Raw genomic sequence first — 16,450 nt, 5'->3', positions numbered from 1 at the left:
CCGGGGACACCGGGGCGTTGTTTCACGTGAAACAACGCCGGGTGCGCGCCAGCCCGACCGCCACGCCCGCATAGATGACGGCCACGGTGAGGAGCAGCGCGACGGACTTCCCGTCGGGCGGCAGCATCAGGGCGGAGACCGCGGCGGCGCCGACGAAGGCGGTGTTGAACAGCACGTCGTAGACCGCGAAGACCCGCCCTCGGAAGGAATCCTCCACCCGCGACTGCACCTCGGTGTCGGTGCAGATCTTCGCTCCCTGGGTCACCACTCCCAGCAGGAAGGCGGCGACCAGCATGGGGGCGGGAGCGAAGGGCAGGCCCAGCGCCGGCACCAGCACGGCCGCTGCCAGGGCCCCGGCGGTCATCCAGCCCAGCGTCCCGAAACGGTGCACGGCCCAGGGCGTCACCAGCGCCGCGGTGAAGAACCCGGCACCGGAGACGGCCACCGTCACGCCCAGCAGGGCCAGTCCGGCGGACTCGCTGTCGGACCAGGCGTAGCGGCACAGCATCAGCAGCGCGACGGTGAGCGCCCCGTAGCAGAAGCGGATCATCGTCATCGCGGCCAGGGCGCGGGCGGCCCGGGGCCGCTGGTTCAGGTGCCGCACCCCGTCCACCATGCCCCGGACGGTGACCGCGACGGCCGCGCGCAGGGCCGGGCGCTGCTGCGGGGGCCCGTCGGGACCCAGCAGGGCCACCGGCAGCCGGAGCGAGGCCAGGGCGCCACCGAGGTAGAGGACGGCGGCCAGCAGCACCACCACGGCATTGGAGCCGGACGCGAGCAGCCGGACCGCGAAGGCCGCGCCACCGCCCAGGGTGGCCGCCAGGGTGCCCGCGGTCGGGGAGAGCGCATTGGCCATCACCAGCCGGTCGCTGTCCACCACCCGCGGCAGGGAGGCGGAGAGACCGGCCAGCACGAAGCGGTTCACCGCGGTGACGGAGAGGGCGGAGGCGTAGAAGAGCCAGTCCGGTACCGAGGCGAGCACCAGCCCGGCCGTGCCGCAGGCCAGGAGGGCCCGGAGCAGGTTCCCGTAGAGGAAGACCTGCCTGCGCCGCCAGCGGTCCAGGAGGACTCCGGCGAACGGCCCGACGATCGAGTAGGGCAGCAGCAGCACCGCCATGGCGGAGGCGATCGCCGCTGGCGAGGTCTGCTTCTCCGGAGAGAAGACCACGTAGGTGGCGAGCGCGACCTGGTACACGCCGTCGGCGGACTGGGAGAGCAGTCGTACGGCGAGCAGGCGGCGGAAATCCCTCAGGCGCAGGAGTACGCGCAGATCACGTACGACAGGCATGAGGGCAAGGGTCACATACGCGGAGGGTCCCCGGACACATTGTCCGGGGACCCTCCGCGGAAGATCAGGTGAAGCAGGCGCTGCTTAGCGCTCGACCTCGCCCTTGATGAACTTCTCGACGTTGGCCAGCGCCTCGTCGTCGAAGTACTGGACCGGCGGGGACTTCATGAAGTAGCTGGAGGCCGAGAGGATCGGGCCACCGATGCCGCGGTCCTTGGCGATCTTCGCGGCGCGCAGGGCGTCGATGATGACACCGGCGGAGTTCGGGGAGTCCCACACCTCGAGCTTGTACTCGAGGTTCAGCGGGACGTCACCGAAGGCGCGGCCCTCGAGGCGGACGTACGCCCACTTGCGGTCGTCGAGCCACGCGACGTAGTCGGACGGGCCGATGTGGACGTTCTTCTCGCCGAGCTCACGGTCGGGGATCTGCGAGGTGACGGCCTGCGTCTTCGAGATCTTCTTCGACTCGAGGCGCTCGCGCTCGAGCATGTTCTTGAAGTCCATGTTGCCGCCGACGTTGAGCTGCATGGTGCGCTCAAGACGGACACCGCGGTCCTCGAACAGCTTGGCCATCACGCGGTGCGTGATGGTGGCGCCGACCTGCGACTTGATGTCGTCGCCGACGATCGGGACACCGGCCTCGGTGAACTTGTCCGCCCACTCCTTGGTGCCGGCGATGAAGACCGGGAGGGCGTTGACGAACGCGACCTTGGCGTCGATGGCGCACTGCGCGTAGAACTTGGCCGCGGCCTCGGAGCCCACGGGCAGGTAGCAGACCAGAACGTCGACCTCGCGGTCCTTCAGGACCTGGACGACGTCGACCGGGGCCTCGGCGGACTCCTCGATGGTCTGGCGGTAGTACTTGCCCAGACCGTCCAGGGTGTGGCCGCGCTGCACGGTCACGCCCTTGCTCGGGACGTCGCAGATCTTGATGGTGTTGTTCTCGCTGGCGCCGATGGCGTCCGAGAGGTCGAGGCCGACCTTCTTCGCGTCCACGTCGAACGCGGCGACGAACTCGACGTCACGGACGTGGTAGTCGCCGAACTGCACGTGCATCAGGCCGGGGACCTTGGTCGCCGGGTCGGCGTCCTTGTAGTACTCCACGCCCTGGACCAGCGAGGCGGCGCAGTTGCCCACGCCGACGATGGCTACGCGAACCGAACCCATTCCGGTTGCTCCCTGTTTGTTCTCGGACGAGGCCTGCTGGATGCAGGGCCTCACTTAGCAGTGTCGTCGGGCGATTCGGGACGCATCTGGTCCCGCCCCGCCCTCTCGCTCTCAATGAGCTCGTTCAGCCAGCGCACTTCGCGCTCGACGGACTCCATTCCGTGCCGCTGCAACTCAAGCGTGTAGTCGTCGAGGCGCTCGCGCGTCCTGGCGAGTGAGGCGCGCATCTTCTCCAAGCGCTCCTCGAGCCGGCTCCGACGGCCTTCGAGCACCCGCATGCGAACATCGCGTTCGGTTTGACCGAAGAACGCGAAGCGGGCGGCGAAGGACTCGTCCTCCCAGGTGTCCGGGCCGGTGTGCGAGAGCAGCTCTTCGAAGTGCTCCTTACCTTCCGCCGTCAACCGGTAGACGATCTTGGCTCGGCGCCCTGCGAGTGAAGCGGCGAGGGCGTCCTCCGGGGCGCTGCCCGGTTCTTCGATCAACCAGCCGTTGGCGACCAGCGTCTTGAGGCAGGGATAGAGCGTTCCATAACTGAACGCCCGGAAGACCCCCAGCGAGGTGTTGAGCCGTTTGCGCAGCTCGTAGCCGTGCATGGGGGATTCGCGAAGCAGACCGAGGACGGCGAACTCAAGGATGCCGGAGCGCCTGCTCACTCGCCGAACCCTCCCCTGCTTCTGGTCCCGTATGCCGACCCGATGTATCGGGTCGATACATCCAGACGATAGAACCGGGCGGTCGGTTCGGCAAGAGGGGGCTCCGTGACCGGTGTCACATCACCAATTCGTCCGAGGCAAGTTGCCTGATTTGGGGTGAACTTCGGTGCTGCGAGGGTTTTGACCGTGCGTAGTCTGTGCGGGCATGACTCCGGTGGAACCGGAATTCACCTGCCGCTTCCAGGCGCACTCGCCTGCCCGAGGAGTAGTCGTTCGATGAGCGAGCACCGTCGCAAACCGCCGCAGTCGCAGGGCGGTGGACGAGCCGCCGGCCGCCGGGGAGCCCCGCAGGGTCCCGGACGCCGGGCGGAGCCGGGCCGGGGCGTACCCTCCGGACCGCCTCCCGGCGCGTACGGTCAGCCGCAGCCGCCCTACGGCCAGCCGCAGCAGTACGGCCGGCCCCCCCAACCCCCGCAGCACCAGGAGCCGGCGTACGGCGGCCGGGCCGAGGCGCGGCGTGCGGCGCAGCGCGGAAGCGGAAGCCGCAGGCGGGCCCCCGAGCCGGCCGGTGCCGGCCGCGGCGGCAGGCCCCCGGGCAAGAAGCGTTTCATCGACTACCCGCGGTCCGGCAAGGACGGCTGGAAGCGCTTCGTGCCGTCCTGGAAGCTGGTCGGCGGCACGGCCCTGGGCTTCTTCGCGGTCCTGACGGCCGCCACGGGCATCGCGCTGGCCATGGTGGGCAAGCCGAACCCGAACGACATGGCGATCGCGCAGAACAACGTCTACCTCTGGGCCGACGGCAGCCAGATGGCGGCCGTGGGTGGCGAACGCAACCGCCAGATCCTCCCGTACTCCGACATCCCGGCGGCGATGCGCAATGCCGTGATCGCGGCGGAGAACGAGTCCTTCGACACCGACCACGGCGTCGACCCGATGGGCATCGGCCGGGCCGTGTGGAACATGGCCAAGGGCGGCTCCACCCAGGGTGGCTCGACCATCACCCAGCAGTACGTCAAGAACACCTACCTGGACGCCGACCAGACGGCCAAGCGCAAGATCACCGAGCTCCTGATCTCCATAAAGCTGGGTTACACCGGCGAGAAGGAAGAGGTCATGGCCGGGTATCTCAACACGGCCTACTTCGGCCGCGGCGCCTACGGCATCCAGGCCGCCGCGCAGGCGTACTTCAAGAAGGACGCGAAGGAGCTCGACCCCTCCCAGTGCGCCTTCCTCGCGCAGATCCTCAAGGGTCCGAACCTCTACAACCCGGACGGCGGCATCGGCAGCGCGGCCACCCCGAAGGCGAACACGGATCGCGCCAAACTCCGCTGGTCCTGGGTCCTGGACCGTGAGGTGACCGTGGGCCGGATGAGCCAGGAGGAGCGGGACAAGTACAAGACCTTCCCCGTGCTCCAGCCCCCGGAGGGCGCCCTGGCGCTCACCGGTCAGACCGGCTACCTGGTCGAGATCGCCAAGCAGTACGTCCTGAAGAAGACCGGGATGACGATCAACCAGTTGGACCACGGCGGCTACACGATCAAGACCACCTTCGAGAAGGACCGGGTCGCGGCCCTCACCAAGGCCGTGGACAAGACCCGCACCGAGTTCCTGGACGAGAAGAACCGGCCCGAGACGGACAAGTACGTCCAGTTCGGCGCGGCCTCGGTGGACGTCAAGACCGGCAAGATCGTCGCCATATACGGCGGTCCCGGCTGGGACCACAAGCACTTCACCAACAACGCCAACACCTCCGGCGTCCCGGTCGGCTCGACCTGGAAGCCCTTCGTGCTGGCCGCCGCCATGGAGTACGGCACCAAGAACTCCGACGGCGAGGGCATCTCCCCGAAGAGCAAGTACAACGCGAACGACCTGATCGTCATCAAGAACCGCGACGGCGACCCGGTCATGGGCTCCAACGGCCGGCCCTTCCGGCAGAAGAACGAGTCCCCGACCCGCTACGGCTTCGTCACCCTCGACGTGGCCATGCAGAAGTCGATCAACACGCCCTTCGTGCAGCTGGGCTTCGACGTCGGGCACAGCAAGGTCCGCGAGGTGGCCGAGTCCACGGGCATCCTCAAGGACTCGATGAACCCGAACAACGACGCCTCCTTCATGCTCGGCACCTCCACGCCGAGCGCGATCCGGATGGCCGACTCGTACGCCACGTTCGCGGCCTCGGGCATGCACCACGAGCCCTACTCCGTCAGCGAGGTGAAGACCAAGGACGGCGTGATGGACGGCTTCGAGGAGCCGAAGCCCGCGCGCGTGATGGACAACTCCATCGCCGACAACGTCACCAAGGTCCTCAAGCACGTGGTCGAGAAGGGCACCGGTACCAAGGCGCTCAAGCTGGGCAAGCCGGCCGCCGGCAAGACCGGTACCACCGACAAGAACAAGTCGGCGTGGTTCGTCGGCTACACCCCCGAGCTGTCCACGGCCGTGACCCTCTTCCGGACCGACCCCACCAGTGAGGACAAGGAGCTGATGTCGATGAACGGCACCGGCGGTATCTCCTCCATCCACGGTGGTGACATCCCGGCCGAGATCTGGACCTCGTACATGAAGGCGGCGCTGAAGACCTCGGCGGACTTCCCGGAGGCCGAGGACATCGGCGTGGACGCCGACGGCGACGGTGCCCCCACCGCCGACCCCAGCCCGTCGATGAGCACGGAGCCCTCCCCCTCGGACGAGCCGACCAAGGAATCCCCCTCGCCCAAGCCCAGCCGGACCAAGAAGCCCAAGCCCACCTGCCGTCCGATGGACTGGAACTGCGGGAGCGACGGCGGCACGGACCAGGGCACGGACCAGGGCGGCGACAACGGCGGCAAGAACGACGGCGGCGTGGACGGCGGGCCCACTCAGGACCCGGACCCGTCACCCTCCCCGTCCAGGACCGGCCGCCGCGGCGGCCAGACCAACGGCGGCCTGTTCGGCGGCTAGCCCGGCCGGAACCCCCGCCCCGTACGACCCGAGGGCCGTCGCACATGGTGCGACGGCCCTCGGCCTTCCCCCGGTCGGTACGGCAGGATGAGCGCATGACGAAGGTGCACGGGGACCGCCCCGTACTGCCCACCCAGCAGGACGAGGTCGCCGCGGCCGGCAGTGCGTTCCTCGGCGGACCGATGGGCCGGCGGGCCCTGACCGGCGGGCACTGGCTGCACCCGGTGCGGGTGGTCGTCCTGGTCGCGCTGGGGATGTTCGCCCTCGGGATGGCACAGAAGGTGCCCTGCTACGACTGGGGCTGGTTCCGCGGGGCCACCTCGCAGTACACCCACGCCTGCTACTCGGACATCCCGCACCTGTACGTGGTGCGCGGCTTCGCCGACGGGCTCACCCCGTACTTCGACCGGCTGCCCGGGGACATGCAGTACCTCGAGTACCCGGTGCTCACCGGCCTCTTCATGCAGGTCGCGGCGTGGCTGACGCCGGGCTCGGGGGCCATGCAGCACCGCGAGCAGATCTACTGGCTGGTCAATTCCGGCATGCTCATGGTCTGCGCCGCCGTGCTCGTGGTGTGCGTGGCCCGCACCCACCGCCGGCGGCCCTGGGACGCGCTGCTGGTGGCCCTGGCGCCGGCCCTGGCGCTGACCGCCACGGTCAACTGGGACCTGCTGGCGGTGGCCCTGACCGCCGCCGCGATGCTCATGTGGTCCCGCGGCCGGACGGTGCTGTTCGGCGTCCTGATCGGCCTGGCCACCGCGGCCAAGCTCTACCCCGTGCTGCTGCTCGGGCCGCTGCTGCTCCTGTGCTGGCGGGCCGGGAAGTGGCGGGAGTTCCGCCTCGCGCTGTCGGGGGCCGCCGCCTCCTGGCTGGTGGTCAACGTGCCCGTCATGCTGCTCGCGCCGGAGGGGTGGAAGAAGTTCTACACCTTCAGCCAGGAGCGGCCGGTGGACTACGGCTCCTTCTGGCTGGTGATCTCCCAGCGCACCGGGAACCCGCTGGACGACGCCAACACCTACGCCACGCTGCTGATGATCGTCCTGTGCGGCGGCCTGGCCGTGCTGGCCCTCGGCGCCCCGCGCCGCCCGCGCTTCGCCCAGCTGGCCTTCCTGGTCGTCGCGGCCTTCATCCTGACCAACAAGGTCTACTCGCCGCAGTACGTGCTCTGGCTGGTCCCGCTCGCCGCGCTGGCCCGGCCGCGTTGGCGCGACTTCCTGATCTGGCAGGCCGGCCAGGTCGTGTACTTCCTGGGCATCTGGTTCTACCTGGCGTACACGCTCGGCGGCGACAAGCACCAGGGCCTGCCGGTGGAGGGCTACCAGGTGGCCATCGCCGCGCACGTCCTGGGCACGCTGTACCTGTGCGCGGTGGTCGTCCGGGACATCCTGATGCCCGAGCGGGACGTCGTACGCCGGGACGGCTCGGACGACCCCTCCGGAGGGGTGCTGGACGGGGCCCCGGACGTGTTCGTGATCGGGGACGCCGCGAGGGCGCCGCAGGATGCGACGCCCTCGGACGGACAGCGGGTGGACTGGGGGGTCTCCGCACGCGACTGACGCGGGCGCTCACCCCTCCCGTCGGGTCAGCGGTCGAGCATGCGGTCGAACTGCGTGGTGGTGTGCCGCAGGTGCGCCACCAGCTCGTCGCCCACGGTCGGCTCGGTGGCGTCGGAGGGCACGAACAGGATCGACACCTGCATGTGCGGGGGCTCGGCGAACCAGCGCTGCTTGCCGGCCCACACGAAAGGCGAAAGGTTCCGGTTGACGGTCGCCAGACCGGCCCGGGCCACGCCCTTGGCCCGGGGCATCACGCCGTGCAGCGCCTTGGGGGCCTCCAGGCCCACGCCGTGCGAGGTACCGCCGGCGACCACGACCAGCCAGCCGTCCGAGGCGGTCTTCTGCTGGCGGTAGCCGAAGCGGTCGCCCTTGGAGACCTTGGTGACGTCGAGGACCGCGCCCCGGTACTCCGTCGCCTCGTGGTCGCCCAGCCACAGCCGGGTACCGATGCGGGCCCGGAAGCGGGTCTGCGGGAACTGCTGCTGCAGCCGGGCCTGCTCCTCGGCGCGCAGGTGGCTGACGAACATGGTGTGCAGCGGGAGGCGGGCCGCGCGCAGCCGGTCCATCCAGCCGATGACCTCCTCGACGGCGTCGGAGCCGTCCGGGCGGTCGAGGGGCAGGTGGAGCGCGAAGCCCTCCAGGCGGACGTCCTCGATGGAGCCGGCGAGCAGCGGCAGATCGCTCTCGGAGATGCCGTGCCGCTTCATCGAGCTCATGCACTCGATGACGACCCGGGCGCCGACCAGGGAGCGCAGGCCCTCCATGGACGAGACGGAGCGGATCACCCGGTCCGGCAGCGGCACCGGCTCCTCGCCCCGCCGGAACGGGGTGAGGACCAGCAGGTCGCCGCTGAACATGTCCTTGATCCGGGCGGCCTCGTACGTGGTGCCGACCGCCAGGACGTCGGCGCCCAGCCGGGTCGCCTCCTCCGCCAGCCGCTCGTGGCCGAATCCGTAGCCGTTGCCCTTGCAGACCGGGATCAGACCGGGGAACTGGTCGAGCACCTGCTTCTGGTGCGCACGCCAGCGCGCGGTGTCGACGTAGAGCGTGAGCGCCATGCCCGTCCGGAGCCTTTCTCGAAGTGTGTCAGGGGGTGTCGCGGGGACCTGCCGGGCCGTCCCGCCGCAGGGGCGGGACGGCGGCGGCGGTCAGCGGCGCGACATGTAGATGTCGAGCGCCTTGTGGAGCAGCTTGTTCAGCGGGAAGTCCCATTCGCCGACGTACTCGACGGCCTCGCCGCCGGTGCCGACCTTGAACTGGATCAGGCCGAACAGGTGGTCGTTCTCGTCCAGGGAGTCGCTGATGCCGCGCAGGTCGTAGACGCTCGCGCCGAGGGCGTAGGCGTCGCGGAGCATCCGCCACTGCATCGCGTTGGACGGCCGGACCTCGCGCTTGTGGTTCGCGGAGGCGCCGTACGAGTACCAGACGTGCTGGCCGACCGTCAGCATGGTGGCGGCGGCCAGGGGTTCGCCCTCGTGCTTGGCGATGTACAGGCGCATGCGGTTGGGGTCCTCGGAGTTGAGGGCCGTCCACTGGCGCTGGAAGTAGCTGAGCGGGCGCGGGCGGAACTTGTCCCGCTCGGCGGTGATCTCGTAGAGGCGCTGCCAGTCGGCCAGGTCCTCGTAGCCGCCCTGGACGACCTCCACGCCGGCCTTCTCGGCCTTCTTGATGTTGCGGCGCCACAGCTGGTTGAAGCCCTTGAGGACGTCGTCCAGCGAGCGGTTGGCCAGCGGCACCTGGAAGACGTAGCGGGGCTGGACGTCGCCGAAGCCGGCGCCGCCGTCCTCGCCCTGCTGCCAGCCCATCCGGCGCAGCTTGTCGGAGACCTCGAAGGCGCGGGGCTCGATGTGCGTGGCCTCGACGTCGCGCAGGCGCTTGACCTCGGGGTCCTGGATGCCGGACTTGATGGCCGTGGCGTTCCAGCGGCGGATGACCACCGGCGGGCCCATCTTCACCGTGAACGCGCCCTGCTGCTTCAGGTGGGCGAGCATCGGCTGCAGCCACTCGTCCAGGTTGGGGGCGAACCAGTTGATGACCGGGCCCTCGGGCAGGTACGCCAGGTACCGCTTGACCTTGGGCAGTTGGCGGTACAGGACCAGGGCGGCGCCGACGAGTTCACCGGACGAGTCGAACCAGCCGAGGTTCTCGGACCGCCACTCGTTCTTCACGTCGGCCCACGCCGGGACCTGGCAGTGGCTCGCCGAGGGCAGGCTCTGGATGTAAGCCAGATGCTGCTCTCGGCTGATGGTCCTCAGGGACAGGCTCATGCGGGGCGTCTCCTCCGGCGGCTTCGCTGGGTATGGCGCGAAGCCTACTGCGACAAGGGCGCCACCCATCTGGGGGACTTCCCCGGACCGGAGCCCGGGCATCCGGCGGCGCCCCGCCGCGGAGGAGCGCCGCTCACCCCAGAACGCCGCCGAACAGGCCGCCGTGCGCCATGCCGAGGAAGAAGCCGATCGCAGAGGCGCCAAGGCCGATGATCAACGCGAAGCGCTCGCGTGTCGTCGCGGAGATGAACTGTCCGTAGGCCCCGGTGAGGATGCCGACCAGGCCGGTCCACGAGCTCAGCAGGTGCAGATTGTGGAAGAACGCGGTGACGAACGCCACGGCGCCGAGCACCAGCGTCACGGCGAGCAGGGTGTCCTGGAGCGGGTGCGGTTTGCCGTCGGTGGAGAACAGCGAGATGGAGGACTGGGGTCGCATTGCCTGTGCCATGAGGGGCACCTCCCGGCGATGGAGAGTGGTGCGGCAGGGCCGGCCGGCCGTATCCGGCGGGCATAGCACCGCGCACACCCGTTGTGTACAGATTGTGGCCCCTCCCTGCCGGATTTCAACCGGAAGGAGGGGAGCAGGTACTCTGTACGGTCTGCGCGGTGTCTGCTCACGGGCCGGTCGGCCCGAGAGTCGCCACGCAGCACGCATCACGACCCTCCTGCCACGGAACGACCGTGGCCGCTGAGTCCAAAGGAGGTGGGTTCCACATGCGTCACTACGAGGTGATGGTCATCCTCGACCCCGATCTCGAGGAGCGCGCTGTCTCCCCGCTGATCGAGAACTTCCTCTCCGTCGTCCGTGAGGGCAACGGAAAGGTCGAGAAGGTCGACACCTGGGGCCGTCGTCGTCTCGCTTACGAGATCAAGAAGAAGCCCGAGGGCATCTACTCGGTCATCGACCTGCAGGCCGAGCCTGCGGTCGTCAAGGAGCTCGACCGCCAGATGAACCTGAACGAGTCGGTCCTCCGGACCAAGGTCCTCCGCCCCGAGACCCACTGAGCTTCCGCTCAGAGGTAATCGGGTTCGAGTAGCACAGCAGCCAGCAGCAATCCCCGCCGAGAGGTTCATCCATGGCAGGCGAGACCGTCATCACGGTTGTCGGCAATCTCGTCGACGACCCCGAGCTGCGCTTCACCCCGTCCGGGGCGGCAGTCGCGAAGTTCCGTGTCGCGTCGACCCCCCGTACCTTCGACCGCCAGACCAATGAGTGGAAGGACGGCGAGAGCCTGTTCCTGACCTGCTCGGTGTGGCGCCAGGCGGCGGAGAACGTCGCCGAGTCGCTCCAGCGAGGCATGCGCGTTCTCGTGCAGGGCCGGCTGAAGCAGCGGTCCTACGAGGACCGCGACGGTGTCAAGCGCACGGTCTACGAGCTGGACGTCGAGGAAGTCGGCCCCAGCCTGCGCAACGCCACGGCCAAGGTCACCAAGACCGCCGGTCGCGGTGGCCAGGGTGGTTACGGCGGCGGTGGCGGCGGCCAGCAGGGCGGCGGCGGTGGCGGCAACTGGGGCGGAGCCCCCGGTGGCGGCGGCCAGCAGGGCGGCGGAGCTCCCTCCGACGACCCCTGGGCCTCCTCCGCGCCGGCCGGCGGCCAGCAGGGCGGCAACGGCGGCGGTGGCGGCTGGGGCGGAAGCTCCGGCGGCAACGGCGGCGGCTACTCGGACGAGCCCCCCTTCTAGGGCGGCTCGTACCCAAACTTCTTGATCACACAGGAGAAACACCATGGCGAAGCCGCCTGTGCGCAAGCCTAAGAAGAAGGTCTGCGCGTTCTGCAAGGACAAGACCGCGTACGTGGACTACAAGGACACGAACATGCTGCGGAAGTTCATTTCCGACCGCGGCAAGATCCGTGCCCGTCGCGTGACCGGCAACTGCACGCAGCACCAGCGTGACGTCGCCACGGCCGTCAAGAACAGCCGTGAGATGGCGCTGCTGCCCTACACGTCCACCGCGCGATAAGGGAAGGGTGACCAAAAAATGAAGATCATCCTGACCCACGAGGTCTCTGGCCTCGGCACCGCCGGCGACGTCGTCGACGTCAAGGACGGCTACGCTCGCAACTACCTGGTTCCGCGCGGCTTCGCGCTCCGCTGGACCAAGGGTGGCGAGAAGGACGTGGCGCAGATCCGCCGCGCCCGCAAGATCCACGAGATCGCGACCATCGAGCAGGCCAACGAGATCAAGGCCACGCTCGAGGGTCTGAAGGTCCGCCTGGCCACCCGCTCGGGTGACGCCGGTCGTCTCTTCGGTTCCGTCACCCCGTCCGACATCGCCACGGCGATCGAGGCTTCCGGTGGCCCGAAGGTCGACAAGCGTCGCGTCGAGCTGGGCTCGCCGATCAAGACCCTGGGCGCCCACCAGGTCTCCGTGCGTCTGCACGCTGACGTGGTCGCGAAGCTCGGTGTCGAGGTCGTCGCCGCCTAAGTGCCGCGCGTGAAGGGCCGCACCCCTCGGGGTGCGGCCCTTTTCCGTGCGCGGGGCCGATGTTTCACGTGAAACATCGGCCCCGATGTCACTGGGGGTGCCCCCGGCATCGGCTCAGCGGGTGGCTCCGGTGACCAGCCAGCGGCCCGAACGGGAGCGCAGCTGGAGGGTGACCATCCGGACCAGCATCATCAGGGTCATGGCCCACCACAGTGTGGTCAGGCCCCCGCCGAGGCTGGGTACCAGCAGGGCGACCGGGGTGAACACCGCCAGGGTCACCAGCATGGCCCCGGCCAGGTACGTGCCGTCCCCGGCGCCCATCAGCACGCCGTCCAGGACGAAGACGATGCCGGCGACGGGCTGGGAGAGCGCCATCACGAGCAGCGCCGGGAGCAGGGCGTCCTTGACCCCGGGGTCGCTGGTGAAGAGCGGGACGAACAGCGGCCGGGTCAGGACCACCAGCAGGCCGAGCACGGCCCCCGAGGCGATGCCCCACTGCACCATGCGCCGGCAGACGGCCTTGGCCCCGGCGGTGTCCCCGGCGCCCAGGTAGCGGCCGATGATCGCCTGGCCGGCGATGGCGATGGCGTCGAGGGCGAAGGCGAGCAGGCTCCACAGGGAGAGCAGGATCTGGTGGGCCGCGATGTCGGCGTCGCCGAGCCGGGCGGCGACCAGGGTGGCGATCATGAGGACGGCCCGCAGCGACAGCGTGCGGACCAGCAGGGGCACCCCGGCCTGGGCACAGGCCCGGATGCCGGCGGCGTCGGGGCGCAGGGAGGCGCCGTGCCGCCGGGCGCCGCGGACGACCACCAGCAGGTACACGGCGGCCATGCCGTACTGGGCCAGGACGGTTCCCCAGGCGGATCCGGCGATGCCGAGCCCGGCGCCGTAGACGAGGCCGAGGTTCAGGCCGGCGTTGGCGGCGAAGCCGCCGATGGCCACGTACAGGGGCGTACGGGTGTCCTGGAGGCCGCGCAGGACTCCGGTGGCCGCCAGGACCATCAGCATCGCTGGGATGCCCAGGGCGGAGATCCGCAGGTACGTGACGGCGTACGGGGCGGCCGTGTCGGAGGCGCCGAGCAGGGAGACCAGCCAGGGTGCGGTGGGCAGCACCACCGCGATCACGGCGGCGCCGAGCAGCAGGGCGAGCCAGATGCCGTCCATGCCCTGGCGGATGGCGGCGCCGAGGTCACCGGCGCCGACCCGGCGGGCGACCGCGGCGGTGGTGGCGTAGGCCAGGAAGACGAAGATGCTGACGGCGGTGGTGAGCAGGGCGGCGGCGACCCCGAGCCCGGCGAGCTGGGGGGTGCCGAGGTGGCCCACGATGGCGCTGTCGGCCAGCACGAAGAGCGGTTCGGCGACGAGTGCTCCGAAGGCTGGAACGGCCAGTGCGAGGATCTCGCGGTCGTGCCCGCGGAGGGCGGCCTTCGGGCTCTCGGGCGCTTGTGTCATGCTCCCAATCTAATCTTCCACAGGTAATAGACGCAAGCATCATTAGACACTTACCAATCCGTGGACAGGAGCGCTGTTCGTGCGGTGTTGGCGGCGATCTTGAAACCGCTGCCGAAGTTTTTCTCTCGCACAGGGGGCGGGTGGCGAAATCGCAGGTCAGATGGTGTGAGGTAGAGCGCCCTATGAGTTTGTCCACAGTGCCGTCCCCCGGTTCGTGCACAGGATCCGGCGAGTTACCCACAGCATTGGGCGCGTCATCCACACAGCCTGTGGATAACCAGATTGGCTGACGGTGCCGACGGGCCTACCGTTGTCCGTCTGCCCGACTCTCCCCGGCTGCTGCCGGGAGGTGCTTCAGTACGCGATTCGGGCGCTCGAAATGTCAGGGCCGTGGCGTAAGAAGGACTGTCACGGCGAGGTCCGCAGCGCGGGCGGAAGGAGGCGGCCCGGTGAGCATTCCCGAGCCCATGGAGGACCCCTGGGCCGACAGCGGGCCCAGCGACCGTCTTCCCGTCTCCCGGCCCCGGCGCAACGAGGGCGGCCGGCGCGGCGACGAGCAGCACGAGCGCGGCCGGGAGGGCGACTCCTGGGACGGCGGCGGGGGCGGCTTCGAGCGGGTGCCCCCGCAGGACCTCGACGCCGAGCAGTCCGTGCTCGGCGGCATGCTGCTGTCCAAGGACGCCATCGCGGACGTGGTCGAGGTCCTGAAGGGCCACGACTTCTACCGGCCCGCGCACGAGACGATCTACCAGGCGATCCTGGACCTGTACGCCAAGGGCGAGCCGGCCGACCCGATCACGGTCGGCGCCGAGCTCACCAAGCGCGGCGAGATCACCAAGATCGGCGGCAGCTCGTACCTGCACACGCTCGTGCAGTCGGTGCCGACCGCGGCCAACGCCGAGTACTACGCCGAGATCGTCCACGAGCGGGCGGTGCTGCGCCGGCTGGTGGCCGCCGGCACCAAGATCACGCAGATGGGATACGCGGCCGACGGCGACGTCGACGAGATCGTCAACAGCGCCCAGGCCGAGATCTACGCCGTCACCGAGCAGCGGACCTCCGAGGACTACCTGCCGCTCGGCGACATCATGGAGGGCGCCCTCGACGAGATCGAGGCGATCGGCTCGCGCAGCGGGCAGATGTCCGGGGTGCCGACCGGTTTCACCGACCTGGACTCGCTGACCAACGGCCTGCACCCGGGCCAGATGATCGTCATCGCGGCCCGTCCCGCCATGGGAAAGTCCACCCTCGCGCTGGACTTCGCCCGGGCCTGCTCGATCAAGGCCAACCTGCCCAGCGTGATCTTCTCCCTCGAAATGGGCCGCAACGAGATCGCGATGCGCCTGCTGTCCGCCGAGGCGCGGGTGGCGCTGCACCACATGCGCTCCGGCACGATGACCGACGACGACTGGACCCGGCTGGCGCGCCGGATGCCCGACGTCTCGGCCGCGCCGCTCTACATCGACGACTCGCCGAACCTGTCGATGATGGAGATCCGGGCCAAGTGCCGGCGGCTCAAGCAGCGCAGCGACCTCCAGCTCGTGGTCATCGACTACCTCCAGCTGATGCAGTCCGGCGGCGCCCGCCGTCCCGAGAGCCGTCAGCAGGAAGTCTCGGACATGTCGCGAAACCTCAAGCTGCTGGCGAAGGAGCTCGAGGTGCCGGTGATCGCGCTGTCCCAGCTGAACCGAGGCCCCGAGCAGCGCACGGACAAGAAGCCGATGGTCAGCGACCTGCGTGAGTCCGGCTCCATCGAGCAGGACGCCGACATGGTCATCCTGCTGCACCGCGAGGACGCCTACGAGAAGGAGTCCCCCCGCGCCGGCGAGGCCGACCTGATCGTCGCCAAGCACCGAAACGGCCCCACCGCAACCATCACCGTCGCCTTCCAGGGCCACTACTCCCGCTTCGTCGACATGGCCAACACCTAGGCCGGCGCCGCCGGACGGCTCACAGGGTGAGCTTGAAGCCGTCGTGGGAGCGGGTGAAGCCCAGGCCCTCGTAGAAGCGGTGGGCCGCGGTGCGGGACTTGTTGCTCGTGAGCTGGACCAGGCCGCAGCCGCGGGACCGGGCGCGGGCCACGGCCCGCTCCATCAGGATGCGGCCGAGCCCTGCGCCCCGGCGGTCCGCGCGGACCCGGACCGCCTCGATCAGGGCGCGCTCCGCTCCCCCCTTGCCGAGTCCGGGGATGTAGGTGACCTGGAGGCAGCCCAGGACCGTGCCGCCGTCGGTCAGCACCAGCAGTTCGTTGCGGGGGTCCGCGGTGATCGAGGCGAAGGCCGTTTCGTAGGCCTCGGTCACGGTGACCGAGGCCGGGTCCACCACCCGGTCCTCGGCCGAGAGCAGGGCGAGGACCGCCGGCAGGTCGGCGCGGGTGGCGGGGCGGAGTCCGAAGGGGGATGCGGGTGCCGTCATGCACCTGACCCTAGGAGGTGGGCTTCGGCGGGGTCTTCAGGGCGTCGGTGAGGAGGGCCAGGGCGATGCCCAGGACGATGAGGACGATGTTCGTGTAGACCTCGTAGCCGTCGGGGCCCAGGTGGCGGAGGAAGCCGAAGAGGCGGAAGCCGGAGAACCATTCGTGGACCAGGCCGCTGGCGCCACCGGCGATCAGGACGAAGCTGACGAATCCGAGCAGTGATTTCATGGCTCCGACGCTAGGCACCGCGCCGCCGGCCCGGTATCGGGCGCCGGGCGCCGCCG

The 16,450-nt window shown here is 69.6% G+C and carries 16 protein-coding genes; 7 read left to right on the top strand and 9 right to left on the bottom strand.

Translation table 11 applies throughout. The annotated features are described in order from the left end of the window. Nucleotides 1–22: 22 nt before the first annotated feature. The 3 genes from AB0O40_RS03985 to AB0O40_RS03975 form a co-directional block, all read right to left on the bottom strand. Nucleotides 23–1,288, bottom strand: a complete 1,266-nt coding sequence (locus AB0O40_RS03985; RefSeq protein ID WP_365035349.1) for an MFS transporter — start codon at nucleotides 1,286–1,288, stop codon at nucleotides 23–25. 84 nt (nucleotides 1,289–1,372) lie between these two features. Continuing rightward, on the bottom strand, nucleotides 1,373–2,455 hold the full coding sequence (locus tag AB0O40_RS03980) for an inositol-3-phosphate synthase (RefSeq protein WP_365035347.1): 1,083 nt from the start codon (nucleotides 2,453–2,455) through the stop codon (nucleotides 1,373–1,375). Between the two features lie 50 nt (nucleotides 2,456–2,505). Continuing rightward, complete coding sequence (locus AB0O40_RS03975) at nucleotides 2,506–3,108, bottom strand: helix-turn-helix transcriptional regulator (RefSeq protein ID WP_365035345.1); 603 nt, start codon at nucleotides 3,106–3,108, stop codon at nucleotides 2,506–2,508. A gap of 276 nt (nucleotides 3,109–3,384) precedes the next feature. Between AB0O40_RS03975 and AB0O40_RS03970 the strand changes: the two genes are divergently transcribed. Then, entirely contained in the window at nucleotides 3,385–6,048 is a 2,664-nt protein-coding gene (locus AB0O40_RS03970; RefSeq protein WP_365035343.1) for a transglycosylase domain-containing protein, read from the top strand. 95 nt (nucleotides 6,049–6,143) lie between these two features. Next, complete coding sequence (locus AB0O40_RS03965) at nucleotides 6,144–7,604, top strand: glycosyltransferase 87 family protein (protein WP_365035341.1); 1,461 nt, start codon at nucleotides 6,144–6,146, stop codon at nucleotides 7,602–7,604. Nucleotides 7,605–7,630: 26 nt separating this feature from the next. Here the strand turns inward: AB0O40_RS03965 and AB0O40_RS03960 are convergent, their stop codons facing one another. The 3 genes from AB0O40_RS03960 to AB0O40_RS03950 form a co-directional block, all read right to left on the bottom strand. Beyond that, a complete protein-coding gene (locus AB0O40_RS03960) occupies nucleotides 7,631–8,662 on the bottom strand; it encodes an alanine racemase (protein ID WP_365035339.1) in 1,032 nt (343 codons plus the stop codon). Nucleotides 8,663–8,752: 90 nt separating this feature from the next. Beyond that, nucleotides 8,753–9,871 (bottom strand): peptidoglycan bridge formation glycyltransferase FemA/FemB family protein, encoded by a 1,119-nt coding sequence (locus AB0O40_RS03955; RefSeq protein ID WP_365035337.1) that lies wholly within the window; start codon nucleotides 9,869–9,871, stop codon nucleotides 8,753–8,755. A gap of 133 nt (nucleotides 9,872–10,004) precedes the next feature. After that, nucleotides 10,005–10,319, bottom strand: coding sequence for a hypothetical protein (locus AB0O40_RS03950; RefSeq protein WP_365035335.1), 315 nt, complete (start codon nucleotides 10,317–10,319; stop codon nucleotides 10,005–10,007). A gap of 266 nt (nucleotides 10,320–10,585) precedes the next feature. Here AB0O40_RS03950 and rpsF point away from each other — a divergent pair, with 266 nt between their 5' ends. The 4 genes from rpsF to rplI all read left to right on the top strand — a co-directional run bounded on the left by rpsF (nucleotide 10,586) and on the right by rplI (nucleotide 12,298). Next, on the top strand, nucleotides 10,586–10,876 hold the full coding sequence (gene rpsF / locus AB0O40_RS03945) for a 30S ribosomal protein S6 (protein ID WP_004950685.1): 291 nt from the start codon (nucleotides 10,586–10,588) through the stop codon (nucleotides 10,874–10,876). Between the two features lie 71 nt (nucleotides 10,877–10,947). Then, complete coding sequence (locus AB0O40_RS03940; RefSeq protein WP_365035333.1) at nucleotides 10,948–11,553, top strand: single-stranded DNA-binding protein; 606 nt, start codon at nucleotides 10,948–10,950, stop codon at nucleotides 11,551–11,553. A gap of 43 nt (nucleotides 11,554–11,596) precedes the next feature. Next, nucleotides 11,597–11,833, top strand: coding sequence for a 30S ribosomal protein S18 (gene rpsR / locus AB0O40_RS03935; RefSeq protein ID WP_005315025.1), 237 nt, complete (start codon nucleotides 11,597–11,599; stop codon nucleotides 11,831–11,833). Between the two features lie 18 nt (nucleotides 11,834–11,851). After that, complete coding sequence (rplI, locus tag AB0O40_RS03930) at nucleotides 11,852–12,298, top strand: 50S ribosomal protein L9 (RefSeq protein ID WP_365035331.1); 447 nt, start codon at nucleotides 11,852–11,854, stop codon at nucleotides 12,296–12,298. Between the two features lie 114 nt (nucleotides 12,299–12,412). Here the strand turns inward: rplI and AB0O40_RS03925 are convergent, their stop codons facing one another. After that, complete coding sequence (locus AB0O40_RS03925; RefSeq protein ID WP_365035329.1) at nucleotides 12,413–13,750, bottom strand: MATE family efflux transporter; 1,338 nt, start codon at nucleotides 13,748–13,750, stop codon at nucleotides 12,413–12,415. Nucleotides 13,751–14,217: 467 nt separating this feature from the next. Here AB0O40_RS03925 and dnaB point away from each other — a divergent pair, with 467 nt between their 5' ends. Beyond that, nucleotides 14,218–15,681: a replicative DNA helicase gene (dnaB, locus tag AB0O40_RS03920; RefSeq protein WP_365035445.1), complete on the top strand. Its 1,464-nt coding sequence runs from the start codon at nucleotides 14,218–14,220 to the stop codon at nucleotides 15,679–15,681. A 19-nt stretch (nucleotides 15,682–15,700) separates the two neighbouring features. Here the strand turns inward: dnaB and AB0O40_RS03915 are convergent, their stop codons facing one another. Next, a complete protein-coding gene (locus AB0O40_RS03915; protein ID WP_365035322.1) occupies nucleotides 15,701–16,165 on the bottom strand; it encodes a GNAT family N-acetyltransferase in 465 nt (154 codons plus the stop codon). Nucleotides 16,166–16,175: 10 nt separating this feature from the next. After that, nucleotides 16,176–16,394 (bottom strand): hypothetical protein, encoded by a 219-nt coding sequence (locus AB0O40_RS03910; protein WP_365035320.1) that lies wholly within the window; start codon nucleotides 16,392–16,394, stop codon nucleotides 16,176–16,178. Nucleotides 16,395–16,450: the final 56 nt, after the last annotated feature.

Origin of the sequence: Streptomyces sp. NPDC089919 (assembly GCF_040684615.1) — a bacterium.
GTDB lineage: Bacteria > Actinomycetota > Actinomycetes > Streptomycetales > Streptomycetaceae > Streptomyces.
The sequence above is the reverse complement of the archived record's forward strand: the minus strand, read 5'-3'. Positions and strand labels throughout refer to the sequence as shown.